A 24113-nucleotide genomic window follows, 5' to 3' on the forward strand; every position below is an offset into this window, starting at 1 on the left:
AGAAAATCATGCTACAGACAGTTCCCTCATCACCCGACAATCTGCAATTGCGCGTTCCGGCACAGGTGAAGCTGATCATCGGGGTGATACTTGCAATGTGGTTCTCGCTTATCGTTGTATTGGGCACNGGNGGCGCATTCGCCGGACCGCCAGGGAGACCGCCGCTGCCCATCCTCGTCGCAGTGGTGACACCGCTTGCCCTGTTTTTTATTGCGTCGCGGCTGTCGTCCTGGTTCCACGGTCTTGTCATGGCGGCCGACCTGCGTGTTCTGGTCTCGATGCAGGCGTGGCGCGCCGGCGGTCTGGGATTTCTGGCCTTGTATGCGCACGGCGTACTGCCGGGCTTTTTCGCGTTTCCGGCAGGGCTGGGCGATATCGCGATAGGCGTCACTGCACCCTTGGTGCTGCTGACCTTGCTGCGTCGGCCCGATTTCGTCGCCAGCCGGCGTTTCCGGCGCTGGAACTGGCTGGGAATTCTCGATCTGGTTGTCGCCCTCTCGCTCGGGGCGTTTGGATCGATGCTTGCCAGGGGTGTGCCGGGTGAAATCACCACCGGGGTGATGGCGTTCATGCCGGAGGTGATCATTCCGGCGTATCTGGTGCCGATTTTCCTGATGCTGCACATGACGTCGCTCATGCAGTCGCGGCGCTTGCGGGCGTCGGCGTGAAGGCAGAAGGGGCGGGTGCCTGGAGGACGGCGGGGGCAGGTCTGGCTCGAACACAGGGCCGCAGATAGCCAGACAGCTTCTTTGCTCACGCGACCCGAACCGATGTCGTTTTCCGGGCGGCCACGATCTGGTTGCGTCCGCAGCGTTTGGCTTCGTATAGCGCGATGTCGGATGTGCGGATCAGCTCGGCGGGCGACGACACGGAAGCAAGATCGCACGAAGATACGCCGAAACTCAGGGTGACCTGGCTGGCCACGGGCGAGGCGTCGTGGGGCAGATTCAAGGCCAGGATACGCTCGCGTAACTGCTCGGCCACGGCGATCGCGCCGTCCAGATCCGTCTGCGGCAACAGGATCACAAACTCTTCGCCGCCGATTCGGGCCGCCACGTCGCCCGGGCGGGACAGCGCGTGGTGCATGGCCTGCGCAACCTCCACCAGGCACAGATCGCCGGCCGGGTGCCCGTAGTGGTCGTTGTATTCCTTGAAGTGATCGATATCGGCCATGATGAGCGACAACGCTACGTTGTCGCGCTTCGCCCNTGCCCATTCCTTGCCGAGTTCTTCCTCGAACAGCCGCCGGTTCGGAATGCCGGTGAGGCTGTCCAGACGGACCAGGTATTCCAGCGCCTGCGCCACTTCGCTTGATGAGAACAGCTCGCGGCGCAGCTNTTCCGCGTCGCGGAACAGGCGGTGGACCTGGGCGGAGGTAGCGAGCATGGTGAGGCCGAAGATGATCATCAGCAGGCCCATGACGAGATGGATGCGGTCGCCCACCCACATCAGTCGTAGGCCGATGGGTAACACGACCGGAATGGCGAAGCACCCATAGGCGTGGCGCACGGACGACAGCAGCGGAACGGCGCCGGCCACCATTCCCCNCAGTACGAATGCGAGCACGACCTGATGCGGGAAGGAACTGGGATGAAACAGAAGAATGCCGGACAGCCCCCACACCACGCTGGCCGCGCAGGCCCCTGCCACGAAATACGTCGTCCAGACGGCAAGATCCGGTTCGCTTCTGGNGGAGGCGTTTATGAAGGCCCGCAAGCTGAGGAATCGCGCTCCGGTGACGACGACAAGCAAGCCTGACCAGGCTAGCAGGACGGGCGCGGACACGGTGCCCCACAGAACGGCGGCCAGGATGAGTCCGTTTGCCAGGTTGACGATCAGCGATATGGGGAGCTGACGAAAGCTCTGCACGATCTGCGGCACCAGGATGCCCGGATCCCGGGAATCTGAAGAGGGCGGCACGGGGTTATCCAACGGCGAGCTCCCTTGACGAGGTTTCTGGACGCATCTCGTCTGCGCACGAACGTCTATCCAATATAGGCCACGCTGCACGGATCATGGTTCGGGCATACGCATATTGCAACGCCCGGGCGCCGTTAACGGGGCCAGACCCCACGCCCGATACACGCTTCAATCGTATTTCCGGTTGGCTATATGGGGTGCCGCCATGATGTCCTGCGTGTTGCTCAGCATGAACCAGGCCTTCATTGTGCGTGTGTACAGTGCAGAGCCCACCAGCTGAAGTTTGCCCGACGATTTGGCATGGCCGAGCGTGGTGTCGCCCATCCACACCTCGATCAGGGTGCGTGGGTCACTCACCACGTGCAGGTCGATATCCTTGCCGGGATTGCTGGTGCACAAATCCGCCCCGGTTTCGTCGACGACCACCCATCAGTCACGATAATGTTTGAGCTCGGGAAAGCTGAAGCGAATCACTGCCTGGCCGCCCGGCAGGGCATCGCGGTCGATGCGACGCTGGACATCCCACATCAGCAGTTCGACGTCCAGCTCCGAATCTTCCATGTGCTTGCGCGCCCAGCGCATGCCCCATACGGCCAGCTCTTCGATGACCGGGTAGAGTTCGCGGCCAGCCGGGGTGAGGTGATACTCGGTCGAGCGCCCACCGGTCACCGCCTTCCGAAACACCAGGCCGTGCTCCTCCAGCGTCTTCAGCCGTTTGGCGAGCACCGTCGNGGAGATCTGTGACAACGCGCGCTGAAAGTCGTTGAAGCGCTTCGTGCCCAGCAGCAGCTCGCGCACGATCAATACCGTCCATTTTTCACCGAGCACCTCGCTGGCCTTGGCGATGGGGCAAAACTGGCCGTATTTCAACATGACGTCTCCAAGTCGCTACGCAATGCGTAGCTGTTTACTACAGTTTACGCACTAGAGGGTCAAGGCCGCGCAGCCTAAATTGAGCACTCCTTCCACACCGAACAGGAGACCCATCATGAAGACACTATTGAACTGGATCTATGGGCTGGGCGCGTATCTGACGGGATTCGTCGCCTTGCTCTATTTCGTCGGTTTCAGCGTGGGCGTGCTGACGCCGATCAACGTTGACAGTGCCGGCACGCTATCGCCTGGATGGGCCGGGTTCGTCGACCTTGCCCTCATCGCCGGCTTCGGCCTGCAGCACAGCGTCATGGCACGCCCAGGATTCAAGGCCTGGCTGACGCGGCATGTTCCCGCCCATCTGGAGCGCAGCAGCTATCTCGTCGCCACCACGGTGGCCTTGTGCATGCTCATCGCTTTCTGGCAGCCCGTGCCCGGGTCCCTCTGGACGGTCGAGGGCAAGCTGCTTGCAGGCACGCTGACCGGCATCGCGCTCGGCGGGTGGGGGCTCGTGCTGCTGACCACGTTCCTCATCAGCCACGCCGATCTGTTCGGGCTGCGCCAGATCTATCTGCACGCCAGGGGCCTGCCTTACACACCGGTTGCATTCAAGGCGCCGTTGCTCTACCGGTGGGTCCGCCATCCCATGCAGCTCGGCGTGCTGATCGGAATCTGGTCCACTCCCTCCATGACCGTCAGCCACCTGCTGCTCGCCGGCGGGATGACTGCCTACGTGCTCATCGGACTCCTGTACGAAGAGCGGGATCTGGTACGGCAGTTCGGCGAGCGCTATCGCGCGTACCAGCGCAGCACGCCGAAACTGATCCCGTTTGGCCGGGCCCGGGCGCGTCGCACCATGGCGCTTCTCGACGATTGACCCCATCGACAACCAACCCTGAGGAAAACATCATGATTACGATCACCGAACAGACCCTGAACGTGATGAACCGCCACCTCCATGCATTCATGGCCAAACAGGGCGTGGCAGCCATCGTTGATGACTACGACGAGCACGCCGTTCTGCATGCGCCGGATTGCGTCTACCGCGGTGTCGATGAAATCCGGCGCTTCTTCGAAGCCTTCCTGGGCAATCTGCCCGAGCAGGCGCTTGCACTCTTTCGCATGCGCACCCTGGAGGCGCATGGCGAGGTGGGCTATATCGTATGGAGTGTCGGCGAGCTGATCCCGCTGGGCACAGACACGTTTGTGATCAAGGACGGCAAGATCGCCCAGCAGACTTACGCGGCCCATATCGGCAATCGGTAATCGCAGCAGGCACGCCGGTCGCGGCGACTCTCCGGAGGGTGCCGGCCCCGCAGGGCCGACGATCCGGGGAGCCGGGCAATTTCGCCAGCCGACAGCAAAAGGTGACAATATGCTTGAACTCAGACCCACCTGCGAGAACTGCAACCAAGCGTTGCCGCCTGATTCACTCGAAGCCCGCATCTGCACTTATGAGTGCACGTTCTGCGCAACGTGCGTCGAGACCCTCCTGGATAACGTCTGCCCGAATTGCGGCGGCGGCTTTGTGCCCAGGCCAATCCGGCCATCGAGGAACTGGAAAGGCGACAATTATCTTGGCAAGGACCCGGCGAGCACGGCTATCAGGCACCGGCCTGTCGATCCTGAAGCGCATGCACGATTCGCGGCCGTACTCAAAAATACCGCCGCAGAAACGCTGAATAGCCAGAAGGTCGGCGATTTAAAAGGGCCAGGCTCAACACCGCAGCAGCCAGGATAGATGGCGCTACTTGGCATTGGATTACTGGGTATTGGTGCTGCACGAAGAAAATAAGCATCGAGACCGGCCCCCGGTTTTCAGGCGCTAAAGATTTCTCGCCCAAACAGAGGATGCGCAAGCGCGCAACTCGAGGGGCAGATCTTGTAAAGCCACAGTGAAGGGCCCAGCCCGGAATGAGGATGATCGAATCCTGTTCTCCGTGACCTGCACCGGGGTACACTTTATCCCCAGCGGCCTTGTGGCCAGTCTGGGGAGAAAAACAATCATGTCCCGACAGCATCCCATCGTCGCCGTGACCGGTTCGTCCGGTGCCGGCCTGTCCACGATACGCCACGCGTTCAAGTTCATTTTCGAGCGCCTGAACATCAAGCCCGCGATCGTTCATGGCGACGGTTTCCGGCGCTATACCGATCGGCAGTTCGCCGCCTTGCTCGACGAGGCGCGGCGTAGCGGCCGCAATATTTCCTGGTTCGGACCCGAGTGCAATCATTTCCAGGAGCTGGAATCGTTTTTCCGGACCTATGGCGAATGCGGCAGCGGGGTGGTTCGCCAGTATGCCCACACGGCCGAGCACGGCGAGGAACTGGGGGTGCAGGCGGGCGAGTTCACGCCCTGGGCGCCCCTGCCGCCGGGCAGCGATCTCCTGTTCTACGAGGGGCAGCATGGCGGCCTGATGGCCAACACCTGGACCCGCCGCAAGATCGAATCGTGCCACTTTCCGCCGGAAATAGACCGTCGCGTGGGACGCCCGGGCGTCGACGTGGCCCAGCATGTGGACCTGCTGATCGGCGTGGCGCCGGCCATCAATCTGGAGTGGATCCAGAAGATCCACCGCGACTGCAAAAAGGGCACGTGCACGCCCGAGGAATCGGTGGAAACCATCCTGCGCCGCATGGACGACTACATCCATTACATCGTGCCCCAGTTCGGCCTGACCGACATCAACATCCAGCGCATGCCGCTGGTGGACACCTCCGACCCGTTCATTGCGCGCGACGTGCCGCTGGCCGACGAATCGCTCTGCGTGATCCACTTCCGCGACCGCGAGCGCCATGATTTTCCCGAGTTGCTCCGGCGCATTCCCGGCGCCTACATGTCGCGCCCGACCACCATGGTGGTTCCCAACAACGACCTGCGGCTGGCGCTCGGCATGATTTGCGGTCCGATTCTGGCCCGGTTCATGGAGGCACGCGGCGAAGCGACGGGCTTGGGTCAGGCGACGGTTTCCCGTGAATTGAACCGTCAAATCGAGGGGGCGACCCGGACACGATCAAGTGTTGGCGCACCGGGTCATGCTCAGGCCGTTATCCACTCGACCGCCTCGGCAAACTGCGCGTTGGAAAAGACCTTGAGCGGACACGGGATGGCAAATCGAAAGAGGCCGATTGCGCCCCGCATGCCGTCGCTGTCGGTGACGAAGGCGATCCTTTCCCACGCCTTGAGATGGGTGAATCCCAGTTTCGCGTCATCCCACATCGCGCCTGCGCTGAACCCGGTAAATGCCGGCCCCAATTGGTACAGGACGCGAACGGCGCCGTGCGCCTGCAGCTTCGATTCGATGGCGGGAATCACGACGGACTCATAGTCCTGCGCGGTCACCTGTCCCGAGGCAAGCAATCCGACGATGGGGTCTGGCAGACCCGGTAAAAGCTCGATCATCACGCTCTCCTTCGCGATTCGTACAACCGGCGTTCAGCCCAGGAATGGCGGCACGGCCGGTTCGCGGGTTTGACGGCCTGCACTGCCGATAGCCTGCAATCTACGCCTCTTCAGGATCCGTGGGCGCGCAGGGTTTTCCGAATACCCGTGCGACCAGCGGTATCGTGGTGGCGATACCCACCGCAAGAAGCGTCCAGCCGACAGCGCGTCGCCGGTCCGGATCCAATCGGTTGCAAAGCAGCAGGGCGAGGCCCGCGCCTGCTGCTGCTCGCGTGCCGGCGATCAATCCGATTTCCGGAACGGTCAGGTTCACGTGTCTCATCGTATGCCTTTCCATCCGTATGTCAGGCCAGGTACGCTTTGGCTTCTTCGCCCGGATTGGGCAGACCCGCGATACGCCAGGCCTGGCGCGGAGAGCGGAACCGCTGATGCAGGCAATCTGCGTCCAGGCCGTTGAGGTGGCAAATATGGCTCAAGGCCGTGACCGCCCCGAATTTGTGGAATTCATCGCGCAAGGTCAGCAGCAACTGCTGCTGCAACGCGTCCATTTCTCCCAGGCCCTCGGAATTCGCGATGCGCTGCGCCAGCGCGATATCCCATTGTTCGGGATTGATGACGAAACCATCCTTGTCAAAAAGGACACTCGGATCTTTCGCGGTGGTTGGGTTCATGCGCTTGTCCTGTGTGCGGGGTTGCCGATGCCTGCGCCACCCCGACTATCAATGCCGATTACGCGGCACGATGGCTAATCGGAAACGATGGCCAAATGATGCCGACAAGGGCGATGATTGGCAGCGAGGGAGCGTCCGAATTCCGTGTAAGCCATGTCTGAAAATGGGAGCGGAGGCTGCCGCTTACCTGCCTGCCAGGTAGGAGCATGAGACGTTCCGGGCTATCTGGCATAAGGTATGTATGTTGACGCGACCGAAACATCGGTTCATGCGGACGATCCACTCTCAATCTGGACACAGGAAGGGCCTGCTGCGATGAGCGAACTGACCATCTGGACCTACGACTGGGTGCCTGAAGGCCCGCGCGGTTTTGTGCGTGATCTGAGACTGAGATGGGCGTGTGAGGAAGCCGGCCTCGGCTACGCCGTCCGCACGGTTCCATTCGACGGCCCCGATACCCATCATCTCGCACGCCAGCCTTTTGGCCAGGTTCCCTTCCTGAGCGACGGCGAACTGGAGTTGTTCGAGAGCGGTGCCGGGCTGCTGCATCTGGCCCGGAAAAGCGACACGCTGATGCCGCGCGATCCGGTTGGCGAAGCGGAAACGCTGCAATGGACGATCGCCGCGCTCAACTCGATCGAGATGGTCTCCGTGCCGTGGTGGTTTTTGAAGATCTCCGGCGATGAGAACAATGGTCTTGAGGGATGGATGGGCACGCGTCTCGACCAGCTCGAAAAAGTGCTGGGCGGGCGGACATGGCTCGCGGCGGACCGCTTCACGGTCGCAGACCTGCTGATGGCGGACGTGCTGCGCATTCCGGATGTCCGTGCTTTCGGCCATCGGCCGGCGACCGAGGCCTATGTGGCGCGTGTCACGGATCGTCCCGCTTTCAGAAAGGCCCGGGCCGACCAGATGGATCATTTCGAGGCCACCGACGGGATGCGGGCGAAATGAATCAAACGGACCGGGCTCGGGTGATTTGCCTTTGATGAACCCGGACGAGGCGTTTCACGCCATGCGCCTTATTTCGCGAAATCCTCGGGTCCGAAGATCTGCCGGATCTCGATGGTGTCGCCTTCGTCCGCCGGGCAGCGCTGCGCCCACTTCACCACGTCTTCCTTGGACGGGGCGTCCACCAGCCAGTAACCGCCCAGCACTTCCTTCGCGTCGATCAACGGCCCGTCGGTGACGGAGGGCTTGCCCTGGGCGAACGACACGCGCGCCCCCTTGGCCAGCGGATGCAGGCCGTTGAGCGATTCGATTTTCAAGGCTTTTCCCATCTCCTCGTTGAAGCGTCCCATCGCTTCCATTTTCTTGGGGTCAGGCGTGAAGTCCGGCGCCGGTTTGCCGCCCTGGTACACGGCGGGAATCATCAGCATCATGAATTGCATGGTCATCTCCTTTTGGGGTGTCGATAACCAGGACGACGTTTGTGACGAGCCCGAATCGACACCCGATAGCCGTGTCTTTCGAGAAAGACAGGGCCGGGCTCGAATGGATTTCGCTGTCCGAAACCCGGCGTCAGGGATGCGTATACCCCAGCACCAACAGCAGCAGCGCCGTGATGGCCATGGCCGCGTGGAAGCTGACGCCCATCATCGGCGGTGGCGAGCGGTGTTCATGGGTGCCCATGCGCAGGGCCAGCAGAACCAGCCCGCCGGCCAGCGCCAGCACGAACAGCAGCGCCGCATCGTTGTACAGCATGTGAACGGGGCTGCTGAAGATATGTTTTCCCAACAGGGCCAGGCCCAGCAGGGCGAGGCCGGCGTGCACCGCCGCCAGGGCCCGCGAGCCGCGTCGGTAGCGCACGCCCAGCACCACGAGCCCCAGGCCCAGCGCCACCGCCAGGCAAAACAGAACGATTGCGGCAAGGATCATGCGTTCTCCATTAAAGTATTCGATTCAAGCTTGAATACGACCGGGTCTCGGACTGAGCGCTCGACGCGCGCCTTCGAACCTTGGGCGCGATCGCGAAGGGAGCGAGCAGCCTGAAGACCCGTCAAACGGGGTGTCGTTCCATGTGTCTGAAAAACACTCAATCAGTCGGCGCAAAAGGGTTGCCCGATCGCTGCCGGAGCGGCGTGAGAATGTCCGCCAGGCCGTTGTGATCGATTTCCTGCATCAGGGCCAGCAGACGGCCAATTTCACCCGGAGGGAATCCGTTGCGCGCGAACCAGTTGAGGTAATTGCCCGGCAGGTCCGCAATGATCCGGCCCTTGTGCATGCCAAAAGGCATCTCCCGGGTGACAAGTAATTCCAGGTCCTTGGGATTCATGTTACCCACTGCCTCGGCATCGAATAAAGGAGGCAGGCTGCACGGACTTCGTCATCCCTGTTTTGCCAATCGATGTGTCGCGCCCAGAACCGCGCCGATCGTCACCAGCACGACGCCGGAAATGGTCACGGCATCGAGAGATTCCTTCAACAATGGCACGGCGGCCACCGCCGAGATGCCGGGAACCATGGCCAGCATGAGCGTTGCCTTTTGCGGTCCGATGTTGTGGATGGCGTAGGTGAAGAGCAGGCCGGCAATCGAGGCGGCCAGGATGCCTTGATACACGCCTTGCAACAGAATGAAGGACAGGGAAACAGTGGTGATGGCCTTGGGCAGGAACAGGAGATAAACCGGCGTGTAGAAAACCATGGAAATCACGGAGACCCCGACCGTTGCTTCGATGGGTGGGACATGCCAATGCTTGAGCAACAAGACGAAGCTTGCGAAGCTGATTGCGGCAAGGAGAAAGAACATATCCCCTACCCATTGATGGGCGGGGGCGCCGGAAATCTGGCCCAGGCTGTGGAAGCCGATCAGCACGATCCCCAGCCCCGCGACCAGCAGGGCGAACTCGGTCCGGATGCCAGGGCGGTGCCCGAGTATGAGCCAGGTGATCAATGCGCTCGCAAAGGGAATGCCGCCATTGACCAGAATGCNCGCGTGCGCGGCCGGTGCAAGGGCAAAGCCTGAGTAGATGAACAAGGTGTACCCTGTGCCGCCAATCGCGGCAAGCACGGCAAGCCGCGGCCACTTGAGGTGGTTCCATCGGGTCAACATAAAGGGAAGAAACGCCATTCCCGAGACGACAAAACGGATGGCGACCATGTCATAAGGCGTAAGCGGGCTGCGTCCGCCCAGCCGGGAGACGATGTTGAACCCGGACCAGATCATGACGACCACCGCTGCTGCCGAAAAGCCTTTGAGCAGGTTGAGACGATGGGCCGGAATAGTTGGATCGGCATCTGTCATGCGATGGGTTCCGGGATGTCGGGAGTGCTCACATTACCACTGACCACGTAATCGATCGCGTCGTGCACCCAGGCGGCAGCCGCACGATAAAAAAGCAGGTTCCGCGATCTTTTGTGCACTGGATGCGCCGGCGCGACATGATCGCTGCGGACGGCGTGCCGGTTCAATATGGCGTACCGTCCTGGTGGAAGAAGCGCCACTGGCCGTCGACGAAGGTGGCGAACAGATCGTCGTCGGGGTAGGTGACTTCGTCGCCCGACGAACGGTCGCCGATTTCCAGAACCAGCACGTCTTCGCCGGTTTCGTTCAGCAGCTGGCTGGCATTGCCGGTGCCGGCCTTGAAGCCGGCGCACATGCCGGGCGCCAGGCGCATGCTGCCTTCGTTGGTGCGCAGGGTGGGCGATCCAGCGAGGATGTAGACCAGTTCGTCCTGCCGGGAATGCGCATGGCGCAAGGCCGAGACCGCACCGGGCGCCAGGCGCGTGAGGTTGACGCCGAAGTTGGCCAGGCCGAAGGCGTCGCCCAGGGCGCGCTTCTCGCGTCCGGCCAGGCGTTCGCCCAGCAAGGTCTGGATCGCTTGCGGATAGGTGGAGGGTCGGTCGCGCGGCGGAATGTCGAGGGCGACGCGGGCGACGGAGGTGGAGGGTGTCATGCGGTTTTCTCCCGTGATGGCGTGAGTGTGATGCGGGTCAGGCGCGCCGGGCGAGTTTGCCCAGCGCTTCCAGCGCCTGTTCCACCCGTGTGTCCCAGGGCAGGGCAGCGGCCAGCCGCAGGCAGTTGCGATAGCGGCCCTGCGGCGAGAAGAGATTGCCCGGGGTGAAACTGATGCCTTGTTGTAGCGCCTTGTCGTGGAGGGCGAGCGTATCGATGTGCTCCGGCAGTTCGACCCAGAGCACGAAGCCGCCGTCGGGGCGCGAGGTCCGGGTGCCGGCCGGAAAATGCCGGGCGATGTGCGCCTGCATGCGCGCCAGGTTGTCGGCGTAGGAGCGGCGTACCTTGTTGAGGTGGCGTTCGTAGCGGCCGTCCGCCAGGTAGCGGGCCACGGCCAGCTGCGGCAGGGTGGCACTGGACAGGGTGCTGACGTACTTGAGGTGTTCGACGGCCTGGCGCCAGCGGCCCGGCACGATCCAGCCGACCCGGTAGCCGGGCGCGATGGTCTTGGAGAACGAGGCGCACAGCAGCACGTTGTCCGTGCGGTCGTACGCCTTGGCCGGGCGCGGCCGCGTGCGGCCGTGGGCGAGGTCGCCGTAGATATCGTCCTCGATGAGCGGAATGCCGCGCGCGGCGAGCATTTTCACCAGCCGGGTCTTGTGGGCGTCGGGCATGAGGCTGCCGGTGGGGTTGCTGAAATTGCTCACCACCGCCACGGCCTTGACCGGCCAGCGTTCCAGCGCCAAGGCCAGGGCGTCGAGGCTGATGCCTGTGACCGGGTCGCTGGGGATTTCCAGCGCTTGCATGCCCAGCGACTCGATCGTCTGCAGGGTGCCGAAGAAGGCGGGGCTCTCGATGGCGATGATGTCGCCGGCCTTGGCCACGGCGCGCAGGGCGAGGTTCAGGGCTTCCTGGCAGCCGTCGGTGATGACCACGTCGTCCGGACCGAAGGCACAGCCGCGTTCGGCGGCGCGCTGCGCGATGCGGATGCGCANGGGTTCTTCGCCCGNGGGAAAGCTGTAGCGGCTGGCGACATCGTTGCTGTCGCGCAGGCTGCGGTTGAAGGCGGCGCGCAGGTCGCCCAGCGGCAGATAGCCGGGGTGGGGCGTGGCCGCGCCCAGCGAAACCAGGTCGGGTTGAAGCGCGTTGCGGCACAGGCGCAGGGCGACCTCGGTGACGCTGACCGTGCAGGGACCTTCGGCATTGTCGTTGCCTTTCGCGGNGGGCAGCGAGGATTCGGGGTGGCGCGCAAAGAATCCGGATTGCGGCCGCGCTTCCAGCCAGCCATGGCTTTCCAGCAGCCGGTAGGCCGATACCGCCGTGTTCTGGCTGACCCGGTGCTGTTCGGACAGCCGTCTGACGGAGGGCAGGCGGTCGCCGGGCTGGTACACGCCCTGGCGGATGGCGTTCTTCACGTGCGTCGCGAGGTTTTCGTACAAGTTCATGGCAGCCTCCTGTCTCGCCAGTGTAGGGCCAGCGCCGTGCCCCGATGCAGTACACGCGAAGCCGATCCCGATGGTTACAGTTGGCCTCCGGATGCAACTGTAACCTAATGAAATCGGTTTTTCTGCATCTGTATCGAGGCGCCGCGCCTGCCTAGTATTCCGGGCATGGATGGCAACATACGACAGGAAGGCAGCGCGGATGTCCGGCAGCTTGTGCGCCGGGCGGCTGCCTTGCGCAGGCGCTATATCCGGAGGGTTGCAGGCAGAATCCTGCGGCGCCTGACCGTTGCCATGGCCTGCCGGCGGGCCGAATCCGAACTCGGTGCGTTGAGCGACCGGGCACTGCATGACCTGGGCGTGGATCGGGGCGGCATCATGTACGCGGTCCGCTATGGCCGAAGGGAACGCCGGGCGGGCGCATTGCGTCGGCTGCTGATTTCGGCACGACGATTGGGAACGCTCATCTGGAACAGGAGGACACGTGATCACGAAAGCGCAAGCCGACAGATTCGGCAAGGAATGGATCGAAGCTTGGAACAGCCATGACCTGGACCGGATACTGTCGCACTACAGCGAGGACTTCGTGATGTCTTCCCCACATATCGCCGTGATCGCGGGCGAACCGAGCGGCGTGCTCAAGGGAAAACGCGCGGTGGGGGACTACTGGAGGCAGGCCCTGTCGCGTTTCCCTGACCTGCGCTTCGAACTGCTGGCGACGTTTGCCGGGGTGGACAGCGTGGCGATTCACTACAACGGCGTGCGTGGTCCCGTGATCGAAGTGCTGTTCTTCGATGCCGGCGGCCTGGTCGAGCGGGCGGCGGCACACTATCTGCCGTAGCGCGGGCAGTGTCCGTTCTACCGCGCGAATTCCCGGGCCGAACGGCGTGGGTTCAGTTCGGGTTCGCTTCAATTCACGAGGCCGCAGAGACCACGGGCCAGGACCTGGGGCAGTGACTGTTCTGATTCAAATGCCGCGACCGGCTTGAAGGATGGTGTCGGGTAGCCTGCGCGTAGGACGGGAACGCTCCGAGGGCTTGCTCGACACATGGCCGATGGCGGCCAAGCCGCTCCGCAGTCGCCGGCATTCCCCGTGCTACCATCCGCCCCGCCATGCGACTCCCCAACTCCGACAACGTCTTCGCGCTCTCGGCGCTGCGCCCTGCCATGANGGGCGCGTGCTGCGGGCGTGGGTTCAGGTACGCCCGCTCGATAACAAGCGCCGGCGTGCAGAGGATTTTCTGCCGCTGTCGGTGCGTCACGCGCTTCCCGGTTTGTTCGATGAGCTGAATGCGCTCGCACGGGTGCATTCCGAGCATGCCGGCGAGGATGGCTCGGCGCGTTTGCTGGTGGAACTGGCGGATGGCCAGACGGTGGAAAGCGTGCTGCTGCCGCGCGACGGCGTGTGCGTGTCGACCCAGGTCGGCTGTGCGGTGGGCTGCGTGTTCTGCATGACCGGCCGTGCTGGTTTGCTGCGCCAGCTCTCCAGCGCGGAGATCGTCGCGCAGGTGGTGCTGGCGCGCAGCCGCCGCCCGGTGAAGAAGGTCGTGTTCATGGGCATGGGCGAGCCGGCCCACAATCTGGACAACGTACTGGAGGCCATCGAGCTGCTCGGCGTGGAAGGTGGCATCGGCCACAAGAACCTGGTTTTCTCGACCGTCGGCGACCGGCGCGTGTTCGAGCGCCTGCCGCTGTCCAGAGTGAAGCCAGCGCTGGCGCTTTCCCTGCACACTACGGACCAGGAATTGCGCCGCCGACTGCTGCCGAAGGCGCCCGACATCGCGCCGGTCGAACTGGTCGAGTTGGGCGAGGCCTATGCCCGCCGTACCGGCTACCCGATCCAGTACCAGTGGACGCTGCTCGAAGGCATCAACGACGGCGATGCCGAATTGGACGGGATCGCACGATTGCTGGCCGGTAAGTATGCGGTGATGAATTTGATTCCCTACAACCCGACCGACGGCGATGGCTTTCGTCGCCCGAGTTGGGAACGCGCCGCCAAGATGGCGCGCCATCTGCATATGCGCGGCGTGCTCACCAAGCTGCGCCACTCTGCGGGGCAGGATGTCGAGGGCGGTTGCGGACAGCTGCGAGCCCGCGCGCTGGACATAGCTGGTGCCTGACGTGGCACGGCTACATCAGGCTAGTACGATAATACTGACCTTGGTGTGACTAGGAATACGGGACATCGTAAGAGTCGACACTTTAGGAATCGACGGGTTTCGCCGTAGAGGCGAGGTGCAGGTACCTCGAACAATGCGACGAGAAAAATGATGAACGAGATCCACCAGGGCGGGACGGCGGGTGAAGGGCAGAGTACAGTCAATCCTCATTATCTAGAACGTGCGATCGACCTGGGCGAGCGCTACGACGTGTGCGCGAGTGAGGACATCTACGACGTCCAGGGCATGAAGCTGATCGCNAAAGGCGCCAAGCTAGCGCCCGGCATGCAGGAACGTCTGATTCGCCGCAAGCTGCGCAAGCCGCTGGAAATGACGCTGAGCATAACGGACGGCGTCGATATCGCGCTAGTGCGGGAAATGGCCGAGCAGTTGCTCGACGAACTGCCGCCGCTGCAAGCCTGCGCAGCGGAGACAGCCACGCGGCGGATGCTGCTCGATGCGCTCGGCGGCATCCGCCTTAACAGCAGCATGACGACCCTGCTGACCATGGCCTACAAGAGCGAGGGGCAGCGGCATTTCAGGCACACGGTTCTGGTCGGGCTGATCGCGATGGTCCTCGCGGACCGCGCGCAACTGCCGCGAGACGACGTGCTGACGATCGCGCATGCCGGGCTGCTGCACGACATCGGCGAGATGTATCTCGACCCGGCCTACCTTAGATCCGACGCGCACCTGAAGCCGGAGGAATGGAAACATGTGATCGTGCATCCCAAGGTGGGGCAGATGGTGCTGACGGAGCAGACTTCGTACCCGCCGAGAGTGGCGCGGGCGGTCGGAGAGCATCACGAGCGTCTCGACGGCAGCGGCTATCCGCATCGTCATGCCGGTCGGCAGATCAGCCGCGAGGGCAGCTTCGTCGCCACTGCCGAGATGCTGGGTGGCATCTTCATGCGGCCGGACAACGCACTGCAGCGCGCCTGCCTGGCGCTGAGAATCATCCCGCGCGAGTTCGAGGCAGAGGTCGTGTCGATCGTCAGCCGCATTGTGCAGGCGACGCCGCAGGCATCAAGGCCTGGTAGCGTGCGATCGCTGGCGGAACAGCAGCCCCGCCTGAACACCTTGCATCGGACGCTGGAGGATGCGCTCGCCAAGTGCGCGGCGATCGCATCGTCGCCGCAGGCNACAGAAGAAGGAGTCCTCGATGCCCAGCAGCGGGTCGCCGACCGCATCGACGTGATCTGGCGCTCGCTTGCCTCAAGCGGCGTGGGCGCCTGTCTGGTGGAGCCGCAACAGGTAATCGATGATAGTCGTCCGGAAATCCTGTTCGAGCTTGAGGTCGTCTCGCGCGAGTTGAGCTGGCGCCTGCGCGACATCGCGCGCGACCTGGTGGTGCAACTGACGCAGCAGGACACCGCAACCCAGGCTCTTTTCGCGGAACTGGTCGACACGCTCGATCACGCCGGATAGGCCCTCCCTGCCGCTCTCGCGGCAGGGAGGGCCTGCGGCTGTCGCGTGCGCCATGCGCGCAAGAAACAAGTCGATGGCGATGGCCGATGCGGACCCGATGCGCGAGGACATCGCATTCGAATTCGGGACGGATCGTACGGTGGATCCCTGAAGTCTCCCGCGCGCAGACAGAATCCGCCGGGCGAGTTTTCGGGGTTTTTGCGCCGCCAGATGCGGCAGGACGACCGCCCGACTACGACTAAAGTTGTATATCCCTTCCCGAGCATTTGACCTACAGTATCCTCGACGACCTGGCGCACCGGCCGCTGCAACCGCCGTGTATTCAATCCGTGCTGACTACCTACAAGAAAACGGGATCGGACACCTTTTCCCCCAGCCCGGGTTGCCCCTACCCAGACCATACAAGCATCGATGAACGGCCTGGTTTCGCACCCGCTTTGCCTGGTATGAGAGGGGTGGCGCGACACAATCCGAAAAACCAGACAAGGAGTAAGCCCATGGTTCTGACGACTTTCCACAGTACCGGCATCCAATATGCCGCGGATTTTTTTGCCGAAGACACCATCGCGCTGATGCTGCAGCCGCCGCAGGCGTTGACCTTGGAGGAAATGGTCATGGGCATGGCGGCGCCGCCCGATACGCCGGAAGCTGCGGTAGCCGCGGCTTGGGCCGAGTTCGCTGACGATGCGGACTTCCAGAAGGCCGTCAGTGAAAAGAATCTCACCAAAGCCCAGGCGACGGCGACGCTCGTCAGCGGCATCGCGGCGCCGATCGGCGCCACGCTCGACACGACGCTGGCCGATACGCTCAAGGTGAATTACGAAACTCGGGTCGAGAACGGCAATTACGTCTACCTGCTCGATGGCGAACGCATCCTGACCATATCGGGGAGCATGGACTCGGCCCCCATGGTGGCGGCCAACGCCGATGCCATCCTGTACGGCTGTTTTCTCGTCATCGACGTACTGGGCATCGTCGCTGCCGCGGCCAGCGTGAGCGTCGCGGTGCAGAAAAGCAAGATGGCCAAGAGCCTGCAAGGACCGCTGGGCGGATTCTTCAAGAAGGTGATGAACCCCACTGCCGTGCGGGAGCTGAAACGGCTGGAGCAGCTGGGAGAAAAACTGGAGCTGATCAAGAAGGTGCTGTTCTGGCTGCGCGGCACCACCAACCTGAAGACCGTCGTCGGAACCTTCCTGCAATCCCTGTCATGGATCGACTATGCGGTTGCGATCATCCAGCTTGTCGCGTCGGTCCTGCTGTTGATCGGAACGGGCGGCGCGACGATGGCCGCCAAGATCATGCAGCTGGGGGCGGCCATCGCCATGTTCCTTGCCGACCTGGTCGGCTTTATCCGGGCATTGACCAAACAGGCGCAGCCCGGGTAGCGGGACTCGAATCCGGGCTCAGCTTTTCAGCTTGGCGAACGCCGCGGCCATCGCGCNCCCTGCGGGCGCCGAAGCAGGTACACGGTTGGGTTTGCCGCCCGTCGGTTTGCCCTGGCTGCGATTGTCGCGCGGCGCCGCTGGTGGCTTCCTGTCCACCGGCGCTGCCGCATCGCTCAGCCGCATCGTCAACGCGATGCGTTTGCGCTTCTCGTCGATCTCCAGCACCTTCACCTTCACGATCTGCCCGGCCTTGACCACGCTGTGCGGGTCCTTGACGAAAGTGTTGGACAGGGCGGAGATGTGGACCAGGCCGTCCTGGTGCACGCCGATGTCGACGAACGCGCCGAACGCGGCGACGTTGGTGACGACGCCTTCCAGGATCATGTCGGGCTTGAGGTCGGCCAGTGTTTCCACGCCGTCCCTGAACGCCGCTGTGGTGAATTCGGGGCGTGGGTCGCGGCCGGGTTNTTCGAGCTCCCTGAGGATGTCGCTGATGGTGGGTATACCGAATTGCTCATTGGCGTACTTGGAGGGATTGAGCGACTTCAGCAGGCTGCCGTTACCGATCACGCCCTTGATGTCCTGCTGGATGTCGGCGAGGATCGCTTGCACCAGCGGATACGATTCGGGGTGGACGGCGGAGGCGTCGAGCGGGTCGTCGCCACCCATGATGCGCAGGAAGCCCGCCGCCTGTTCGAAGGTCTTCTCGCCCAGGCGCGGCACGTCTCGCAGCTGCGCGCGACTGGCAAATTTTCCGGTGGCGTCGCGGTGCGCGACGATAGCCTGCGCCACGCTGTTGCCGAGGCCGGAGACACGCGCGAGCAGAGGCGCGGAGGCGGTGTTGACGTCCACGCCCACGGCGTTGACGCAGTCCTCCACCACGGTGTCGAGCGAGCGCGCCAGCTCGAACTGGCTGACGTCGTGCTGGTACTGGCCGACACCGATCGACTTCGGATCGATTTTTACCAGTTCGGCCAGCGGGTCCTGCAGCCGCCGAGCGATGGACACCGCGCCGCGTAGCGAGACGTCCATATCGGGCAGTTCGCGCGAGGCGAATTCGGATGCCGAATAGACCGACGCGCCGGCCTCGGAGACGACGATGCTGGTCAACTTCAGTTCAGGACGCAGCTTGATCAGGTCGCGCGCCAGTTTATCGGTTTCGCGCGAGGCCGTGCCGTTGCCGATGGCGATCAGCGCGACGCGGTGTTGCTCGGCGAGCCTGGCCAGCGTATGCAGCGAGCCGTCCCAGTCATTCCGCGGCTGATGCGGATAGATCACGGCGGTGTCGACCACCTTGCCGGTCTCGTCGACCACTGCCACTTTCACGCCGGTACGCACGCCGGGATCGAGCCCCATGGTGGCGCGCGGCCCGGCGGGGGCGGCGAGCAGCAGGTCCTTGAGGTTGCGTGCGAATACCTGGATGGCTTCGGTTTCGGCGCGGGCGCGCAGCGCACCCATCAGTTCGAGTTCCAGGTGCATGAAGCTCTTCACGCGCCAGGTGAAGCGCACCGTGTCCATCAGCCAGCGATCGGCGGGGCGGTTCTGGTCCTGGATGCCGAAGCGGCTGGCGATGCGCGTCTCGCACGGATTGAGCGGCGCGCTCCAGGCCGGGCGTTCCTCCTCGCTGTCGAGGCGCAGCCGCACGTCTAGCATCTCCTCGCGCCGTCCACGGAACAGTGCCAGCGCACGGTGCGACGGGATGGTGGTCAGGGATTCTGAATAATCGAAGTAGTCGGCATATTTTTCCGCCGTCGCGTCCTTGCCTTCGCGCACTTTGGATTCGACGACGCTGTGTGCCTGCACGTATTCGCGTAGGGCTTGCAACAGGCTGGCGTCTTCGGCGAAACGCTCCATCAGGATCTGCCGCGCGCCGTCGAGCGCAGCCTTGACGTCCGGCACGCCCGGATTGTCGCCCTGCTCGGTCGTGAAGGGCTCGCGCAGGTAGTTTGCCGCGTGCTCCTCCGGATTCAGCATCGGATTGGCCAGCAGGGCGTCGGCCAGCGGTTCCAGTCCGGCTTCCTGCGCGATCTGCACCTTGGTGCGCCGCTTCGGCTTGTAAGGCAGATAGAGATCTTCCAGCTGCGTCTTGTCGGGCGCCAGCGAGATGGCCTTCAACAACTCCGGCGTCATCTTGCCTTGTTCGGTGATCGACTCGACGATGGCCGCGCGACGCGCTTCCAGCTCGCGCAGATAGCGCAGCCGGTCTTCCAGCAGGCGAAGTTGCATATCGTCCAGTCCGCCGGTCGCCTCCTTGCGATAGCGCGCGATGAAGGGCACCGTCGCCCCCTCGTCAAGCAGGGCAATGGCCGCGGCCACTTGTGCAGGTTTGGCCGCGATCTCGGTGGCGAGTCGATGTTCGATGGAAGGGAGCATGGTTCGGGTGACTGAATGAGCCAGCCTCTACGTCGCGAGGCTGATGGACGAAACATATAGGTTGCGCATTATGCCGAATATCTTCAAATCATTGCGAGGTGTGAGATACCCGTGGCGCACGTTCCCATCAATGCGGCCTTTGCATGAACTCATGTATCGACCATGCCAAGCGCCAAGACGCATGGCCATTCATGGACGCTTGCCAATCCCGCCTGCTCAGGCCGGCATTGAACGACGCTTGTTGCGTCGCCAGAAACGGCCCATGAGCGGCTTGACGCTGATGCCATGCATCACGATGGACAGCGTAACCACGATCAGCGTCAATTGCATCAGCGCCAGCGCCAGGGGTTCGGGTAGCCCGTGCTGGATGGCGTACATCAGGTAATAAAGCGAACCGATGCCGCGCACCCCGAACCAGCCTGTCATGCCGTACATGCGCCAGGATGTGCGGGTGCCGAGCAGGCCGATGAGAACACTGACCGGACGTGCCACCATGAACAGGAACAGCGCCAATCCCACCGCGCGCCAGCTCCATGAATCGGGATAAAGCGTCCCGCCCAGCAGCAGGACCAACATGAGCTCCGACAGGCGTTCCAGGTGTTCCTTGAATATGAGCGCCCCTTGGCTGACGGTGGGTGACACGTCAGGGTCGGGACTGGTCGAATCGGTATGCCTGATTTCCAGGGCAGAGTGCGAATCTGGGGAACGCTTGGGCGTGTTGGCGAGTTTCAGTTCGGTCTGGCGCAATGCAACGGCAGCGANAANAACCGCCAGAAATCCCCACGCATGGACCTGGACGCTCAAGCCGTATACCAGGCCGATCAGGCCAAGCCCGAGAAAATCATCCAGCAGCTCGTGCCTGTGATGCTCGCCGCGCAGCGTCCATCCCAGATAGGCCAGCGCGATCCCCGCGGCCACGCCGATGGCAATGCCGCCCAGCGTTGCCCACAGTCCATCGACTACGGCCCATCGCAGGCCGAAATCGCCGATTTCATGCAGCCCCAACAAGCCCATACCCAGCATCACGAACGGAAAGGCGGTGCCGTCATTCATGCCGGCTTCGGAGGTCAGCGTGAAACGCAATTGATCGCGGTCGCCTGGATGGCGGCTCTGGACGTCCGTTGCCAGCACCGGATCGGTTGGCGCCAGGATCGCACCCAGCAGCACACCCGCACCCAATGGCAGGCCGAGCAGGTAATACGCGAAAAGCGTGATCAAGCCGACGCTGACCGCCATCGATACCGTTGCCAGCAAAACGGGCGCGCGCCATCGCGCAAACCCGAACGGCACCGGCATTTTGACCCCCGCGGAAAACAGGGAAATCAGCACCGCGACTTCGGTCAGCACTTCCAGCAGTGCCGATTCCTTGAGCGGATTGAAATGAAACAGGTCGAGGACCGTGGGCCCCATGATCAGCCCCACCGCCAGATAGATGATGGCCGATGTGACCGGCAGGCGTTTGAGGACGGTAAACGTCACGCCCATGAAAAGCAGCAGGCTGCCCACGAAGATGAACCACTGTGCGTCAGTCATTGTTTGCCTTGCTCTGGGTGGGGCCTGTTTGAGACACGCTCCGCGGCTGCGGGTTTGTAAACAGGATGTGGCGATCAAGAAAAAGCAAAGGGGCGGAGTGAATTGCCCCTGGTTTTCGGAAGGTTTTGTGGATAGTGGCGCAGGCGGGATCGACTCCGTCAGTCCGTCTGGACTCCTCGGCCAGGGCGACTGAGGATCTCTTCGTACTTGACGGGCGAGTTTACGCCATCACGGGCTTCAAGCATTGATTCCACTGCAGCGCCAGACTTCCTTGGCGATCCCCATCCCGTCCGTGACGGGATTATTTCTTGTCCAGCTTGGTGAACTTCGAGCCTTCCAGGGTCAGGTTGTACATCAGGCCCTTCTGGCCGAAGATGAAGCCGACGATCGGATCCTTGATATTGTTGGTGTCGACCGCTTTGCCGACGCCGAGATCCACCAGGGCGACGGATCCGTCCACGCCGACTTTCCAGCCCTCGCTTGCGCGGAATTTGTCGAGGGCGGATTCGTTGGTGAAGAGGACGACGATGCTCTTGGCTTGCGCACCCAGCTGGAAGCCGATGGAGGCGGCGGCGGTGCTGTAGTAGGCGACGGATTTTCCGCCTACCCGCAGCGCGCCTTCGCCGTATTCGCCGCCGATTCCGATGCCTGCCTTGTAGACTTTGGGAAACACCAGCGCGCCTTTGGCTATGCCGAGATAGGCCTTGGCGCCTTCGATCTTCTGGAAGGCCTTCAGCGTCGCGTCGACTTCGTGATCGATTTCGGCCGCGCTGGCCGCGTGCGCTCGGGNGGCGGCGAGGAACAAGGCTGCCAGGGTTGTCAGCATGAGGGCGGGAACGAGGTTCCGTCGTGCCGCAATCGTGGGATTCATGGACGTTCTCCTTCGTACAGGATTGATAGCTGCAGTGTAGTGCAGTACGGGGAATCAGTGGACAACTCAATCGCGCGACGGTCCTGTCCGATACAGGGACGCGTTCATCACTTCTGCCCACCCCATGCGACTCGTTCCAGTCCTGCTCATCGTTGCCATCGCTGCCGGTGCGTGGAATCATTTTTCCACGCGGCCTGTCGACCATGCCGCGGGCATCCTTGCGCCGGATGACCCGGTGCAGATCGACCGGTCGGGTCTGCCGGCATTCTCGGTGGCGGACTACCGGATCATGCCGGTTGCGACGTTTTCGCTGCAAGCCCGCGTGCTCGCGACGGAGGCCTATCATGCGGGCCGCGAAGCCGATCTGTCTCCCGTGGATCTCGCACTGGGCTGGGGGCCGATGTCGGATAGTGCAGTGCTGGGTCGCCTGCAGATCAGCCAGGGCAGCCGTTTCTATTTCTATCGCTGGTCGGGCGCGCCGCCGATTCCGCCGGTGGACATCGTCGAGCATAGCGCGAACATGCACATGATTCCCGCAAACGACGACATCAAGCGGCGCCTGGGCGCGGTGCGCACGGGTCAGATCGTCGCGCTGAGCGGTTATCTCGTGCGCGTGCAGGGGCCGGACGGCTGGCACTGGAACAGTTCGATGACGCGCAGCGACTCGGGCAATGGTGCCTGCGAGCTGGTGTGGGTGCAGCATCTCGCAATACGCTGAGCCGGCCGCTCGGCGATTCGACGAGGCCCGCATCCGGGTCACTCCATCAGCACCCTGACCCGGTCCCGGCCATGGGATTTGGATTGATACATGGCTTCGTCGGCACGCGACAGGACTTCTGTCATAGTCTCACCGGGCCGGGCAGCCGTTATGCCGAAGCTGGCCGTCACGCGCAGTTCAAGCTGCTCGAACAGGAGCTGCTTGGTTGTGTCGCGTATCCGCTCTGCCAGGGCGGTCGCATCCTCGATCGTGGTGTTGGGCAGCAGCAGCACGAATTCTTCCCCGCCATACCGTGCGACGAAATCGCTGGCGCGGAGGCTACCCCTGAGATGGTTGGCAAATGCCTTGAGCACAGTGTCACCTACTGCATGTCCATACGTATCGTTTATGCGCTTGAACCAGTCGATGTCGGTCAGGATGACGGACAAGGGCGGGCCATAGCGCATCTGGCGGTTCAGTTCCATGACCATCCTGCCATCCAGGTGCCGCCGGTTCGCCACATCGGTGAGGGGGTCGGTGAGCATCAGTTCGCGGATGTGCGTCTCGCTTTGCTGCAGCTTCGTATAGGCGGATTCACGATCCTTGACGAAGTAATACAGCATGATCGCAATCAGGATGAAACCGCCACCGAGGTTCAGGAGAAAGTAGATGGTGTTGAGCCCGGCCGGCATTGGAAGTGCATGGGCGGCAAAGGTCTGGTCGAGGAGCGCAGAGAAGACGAGCAGGGCGAGAAAGGCCAGCATCCAGTGCGTTGCTGCCTTCAGGTTGATGAAGAACAAGGCCGCCAGTGGCGCGAAGACGGCCCAGATCATTACCACGCTGCCGTTGGCAAAGCCGCCCAGGCTCCACATCAGAAGAAAGGGAACCAGCAGGATGAGCAGTTGCTGGCTGAAGCAGAAGAAGGCGAAGTGGCGGGTCTTGAAAAAGTGCAGAATGCTGCTGAAGGAAATGACGGAATACGCGAGTGGAATGGCGCCGGAGAACGGGTAACCGTTGTACAGATAGAAGACGCCCCAGAACATGGCCGGAAACGCGATACTGGTGGACATGATCGTCATCACCGCTTTCTTCAGGCGGAGATCTTCCGAGTCCTCGGGCGCCACGCCCATCAAGGGCCAGCGTCGAAATAAACTATGCGGCGGGATCTCTGTCATGCAGCAGCTACCTGGGGCTGGGCCGGTAAAATGAATCAATGATGTCCGATAGGTATCGGTATCCCGCCCAATAAAATGAAATGGCAGAATAACAGCTCGATGTGACTTCCCGTGGAACGGGGTCGATGGAGCCGGTACTCAATGCCCATCGTTTTTCCTGATGCCAGCCCTCCAGAAATGGCTTTATCGTGCGCGTATGGCGGTTGGACAATACGTTTTCTCAAGGGCAGCAGATGTGAAAGGGTATAAGGTGATGAACGCCGATTTGAACGCACGCATCGGGTTGGA

Annotated in this window: 26 protein-coding genes and 1 pseudogene; 11 read left to right on the forward strand and 16 right to left on the reverse strand. The window is 62.6% G+C overall.

Annotated elements, in window-relative coordinates; all coding sequences use genetic code 11:
- Window positions 1–8 precede the first annotated feature (8 nt).
- Entirely contained in the window at window positions 9–668 is a 660-nt protein-coding gene (locus HZY77_RS16705; RefSeq protein ID WP_296817247.1) for a hypothetical protein, read from the forward strand.
- A gap of 85 nt (window positions 669–753) precedes the next feature.
- Here the strand turns inward: HZY77_RS16705 and HZY77_RS16710 are convergent, their stop codons facing one another.
- The 3 genes from HZY77_RS16710 to HZY77_RS16720 all read right to left on the reverse strand — a co-directional run bounded on the left by HZY77_RS16710 (window position 754) and on the right by HZY77_RS16720 (window position 2793).
- Complete coding sequence (locus HZY77_RS16710; protein ID WP_296817250.1) at window positions 754–1920, reverse strand: diguanylate cyclase; 1167 nt, start codon at window positions 1918–1920, stop codon at window positions 754–756.
- A 168-nt stretch (window positions 1921–2088) separates the two neighbouring features.
- Window positions 2089–2346 carry a hypothetical protein gene (locus HZY77_RS16715; RefSeq protein WP_296817254.1) on the reverse strand — a complete coding sequence of 86 codons (258 nt, stop codon included), beginning with the start codon at window positions 2344–2346 and terminating at the stop codon, window positions 2089–2091.
- A gap of 3 nt (window positions 2347–2349) precedes the next feature.
- Window positions 2350–2793, reverse strand: coding sequence for a helix-turn-helix domain-containing protein (locus HZY77_RS16720; protein ID WP_296817257.1), 444 nt, complete (start codon window positions 2791–2793; stop codon window positions 2350–2352).
- 115 nt (window positions 2794–2908) lie between these two features.
- Between HZY77_RS16720 and HZY77_RS16725 the strand changes: the two genes are divergently transcribed.
- From HZY77_RS16725 to HZY77_RS16740, 4 genes and pseudogenes are all read left to right on the forward strand, one after another.
- Entirely contained in the window at window positions 2909–3670 is a 762-nt protein-coding gene (locus HZY77_RS16725) for an NnrU family protein (RefSeq protein WP_296817259.1), read from the forward strand.
- A 32-nt stretch (window positions 3671–3702) separates the two neighbouring features.
- Window positions 3703–4059, forward strand: coding sequence for a nuclear transport factor 2 family protein (locus HZY77_RS16730; protein WP_296817262.1), 357 nt, complete (start codon window positions 3703–3705; stop codon window positions 4057–4059).
- Window positions 4060–4168: 109 nt separating this feature from the next.
- Complete coding sequence (locus HZY77_RS16735; RefSeq protein ID WP_296817265.1) at window positions 4169–4534, forward strand: DUF1272 domain-containing protein; 366 nt, start codon at window positions 4169–4171, stop codon at window positions 4532–4534.
- Between the two features lie 265 nt (window positions 4535–4799).
- Window positions 4800–5672, forward strand: a pseudogene (locus tag HZY77_RS16740) (phosphoribulokinase); the annotation flags it as partial.
- Between the two features lie 158 nt (window positions 5673–5830).
- Here HZY77_RS16740 and HZY77_RS16745 read toward each other — a convergent pair.
- From HZY77_RS16745 to HZY77_RS16755, 3 genes are all read right to left on the reverse strand, one after another.
- Window positions 5831–6193 (reverse strand): STAS/SEC14 domain-containing protein, encoded by a 363-nt coding sequence (locus HZY77_RS16745; RefSeq protein ID WP_296817268.1) that lies wholly within the window; start codon window positions 6191–6193, stop codon window positions 5831–5833.
- Between the two features lie 100 nt (window positions 6194–6293).
- Window positions 6294–6506: a hypothetical protein gene (locus HZY77_RS16750; protein ID WP_296817272.1), complete on the reverse strand. Its 213-nt coding sequence runs from the start codon at window positions 6504–6506 to the stop codon at window positions 6294–6296.
- A gap of 31 nt (window positions 6507–6537) precedes the next feature.
- Window positions 6538–6864 carry a TusE/DsrC/DsvC family sulfur relay protein gene (locus tag HZY77_RS16755; RefSeq protein ID WP_296817274.1) on the reverse strand — a complete coding sequence of 109 codons (327 nt, stop codon included), beginning with the start codon at window positions 6862–6864 and terminating at the stop codon, window positions 6538–6540.
- A gap of 315 nt (window positions 6865–7179) precedes the next feature.
- On the opposite strand from HZY77_RS16755, the gene HZY77_RS16760 reads away from it, so the two are divergent.
- A complete protein-coding gene (locus HZY77_RS16760) occupies window positions 7180–7818 on the forward strand; it encodes a glutathione S-transferase family protein (RefSeq protein ID WP_296817276.1) in 639 nt (212 codons plus the stop codon).
- A 68-nt stretch (window positions 7819–7886) separates the two neighbouring features.
- Here the strand turns inward: HZY77_RS16760 and HZY77_RS16765 are convergent, their stop codons facing one another.
- The 6 genes from HZY77_RS16765 to HZY77_RS16790 form a co-directional block, all read right to left on the reverse strand.
- On the reverse strand, window positions 7887–8255 hold the full coding sequence (locus HZY77_RS16765) for a YciI family protein (protein ID WP_296817278.1): 369 nt from the start codon (window positions 8253–8255) through the stop codon (window positions 7887–7889).
- A gap of 130 nt (window positions 8256–8385) precedes the next feature.
- A complete protein-coding gene (locus HZY77_RS16770; protein ID WP_296817280.1) occupies window positions 8386–8742 on the reverse strand; it encodes a hypothetical protein in 357 nt (118 codons plus the stop codon).
- Window positions 8743–8899: 157 nt separating this feature from the next.
- Window positions 8900–9139 carry a DUF3820 family protein gene (locus HZY77_RS16775; protein ID WP_296817282.1) on the reverse strand — a complete coding sequence of 80 codons (240 nt, stop codon included), beginning with the start codon at window positions 9137–9139 and terminating at the stop codon, window positions 8900–8902.
- A gap of 51 nt (window positions 9140–9190) precedes the next feature.
- Window positions 9191–10108 carry a DMT family transporter gene (locus HZY77_RS16780; protein WP_296817285.1) on the reverse strand — a complete coding sequence of 306 codons (918 nt, stop codon included), beginning with the start codon at window positions 10106–10108 and terminating at the stop codon, window positions 9191–9193.
- Window positions 10109–10271: 163 nt separating this feature from the next.
- A complete protein-coding gene (locus HZY77_RS16785; protein ID WP_296817287.1) occupies window positions 10272–10760 on the reverse strand; it encodes a cupin domain-containing protein in 489 nt (162 codons plus the stop codon).
- A 37-nt stretch (window positions 10761–10797) separates the two neighbouring features.
- Window positions 10798–12204, reverse strand: coding sequence for a PLP-dependent aminotransferase family protein (locus tag HZY77_RS16790; RefSeq protein WP_296817290.1), 1407 nt, complete (start codon window positions 12202–12204; stop codon window positions 10798–10800).
- Window positions 12205–12685: 481 nt separating this feature from the next.
- Here HZY77_RS16790 and HZY77_RS16795 point away from each other — a divergent pair, with 481 nt between their 5' ends.
- From HZY77_RS16795 to HZY77_RS16810, 4 genes are all read left to right on the forward strand, one after another.
- Window positions 12686–13042 carry a nuclear transport factor 2 family protein gene (locus HZY77_RS16795; RefSeq protein WP_296817293.1) on the forward strand — a complete coding sequence of 119 codons (357 nt, stop codon included), beginning with the start codon at window positions 12686–12688 and terminating at the stop codon, window positions 13040–13042.
- A gap of 337 nt (window positions 13043–13379) precedes the next feature.
- Complete coding sequence (locus HZY77_RS16800) at window positions 13380–14324, forward strand: RNA methyltransferase (RefSeq protein WP_296817296.1); 945 nt, start codon at window positions 13380–13382, stop codon at window positions 14322–14324.
- Between the two features lie 150 nt (window positions 14325–14474).
- Window positions 14475–15791 carry an HD domain-containing phosphohydrolase gene (locus tag HZY77_RS16805; protein WP_296817299.1) on the forward strand — a complete coding sequence of 439 codons (1317 nt, stop codon included), beginning with the start codon at window positions 14475–14477 and terminating at the stop codon, window positions 15789–15791.
- Between the two features lie 497 nt (window positions 15792–16288).
- On the forward strand, window positions 16289–17176 hold the full coding sequence (locus HZY77_RS16810; protein ID WP_296817302.1) for a hypothetical protein: 888 nt from the start codon (window positions 16289–16291) through the stop codon (window positions 17174–17176).
- An 18-nt stretch (window positions 17177–17194) separates the two neighbouring features.
- Here HZY77_RS16810 and HZY77_RS16815 read toward each other — a convergent pair whose 3' ends face one another.
- The 3 genes from HZY77_RS16815 to HZY77_RS16825 all read right to left on the reverse strand — a co-directional run bounded on the left by HZY77_RS16815 (window position 17195) and on the right by HZY77_RS16825 (window position 21953).
- On the reverse strand, window positions 17195–19549 hold the full coding sequence (locus tag HZY77_RS16815; protein ID WP_296817307.1) for a Tex family protein: 2355 nt from the start codon (window positions 19547–19549) through the stop codon (window positions 17195–17197).
- A 216-nt stretch (window positions 19550–19765) separates the two neighbouring features.
- The gene (locus HZY77_RS16820; RefSeq protein ID WP_296817310.1) at window positions 19766–21082 is read right to left on the reverse strand and encodes a cation:proton antiporter; all 1317 of its coding nucleotides are present in this window, start codon (window positions 21080–21082) and stop codon (window positions 19766–19768) included.
- 301 nt (window positions 21083–21383) lie between these two features.
- Complete coding sequence (locus tag HZY77_RS16825) at window positions 21384–21953, reverse strand: YSC84-related protein (RefSeq protein WP_296817312.1); 570 nt, start codon at window positions 21951–21953, stop codon at window positions 21384–21386.
- A 124-nt stretch (window positions 21954–22077) separates the two neighbouring features.
- Between HZY77_RS16825 and HZY77_RS16830 the strand changes: the two genes are divergently transcribed.
- Window positions 22078–22671: a hypothetical protein gene (locus tag HZY77_RS16830; RefSeq protein ID WP_296817315.1), complete on the forward strand. Its 594-nt coding sequence runs from the start codon at window positions 22078–22080 to the stop codon at window positions 22669–22671.
- A 38-nt stretch (window positions 22672–22709) separates the two neighbouring features.
- Here the strand turns inward: HZY77_RS16830 and HZY77_RS16835 are convergent, their stop codons facing one another.
- Window positions 22710–23780: a GGDEF domain-containing protein gene (locus HZY77_RS16835; RefSeq protein WP_296817318.1), complete on the reverse strand. Its 1071-nt coding sequence runs from the start codon at window positions 23778–23780 to the stop codon at window positions 22710–22712.
- Window positions 23781–24113 lie beyond the last annotated feature (333 nt).

This window comes from Thiobacillus sp. (assembly GCF_013693775.1).
GTDB lineage: Bacteria > Pseudomonadota > Gammaproteobacteria > Burkholderiales > Thiobacillaceae > Thiobacillus.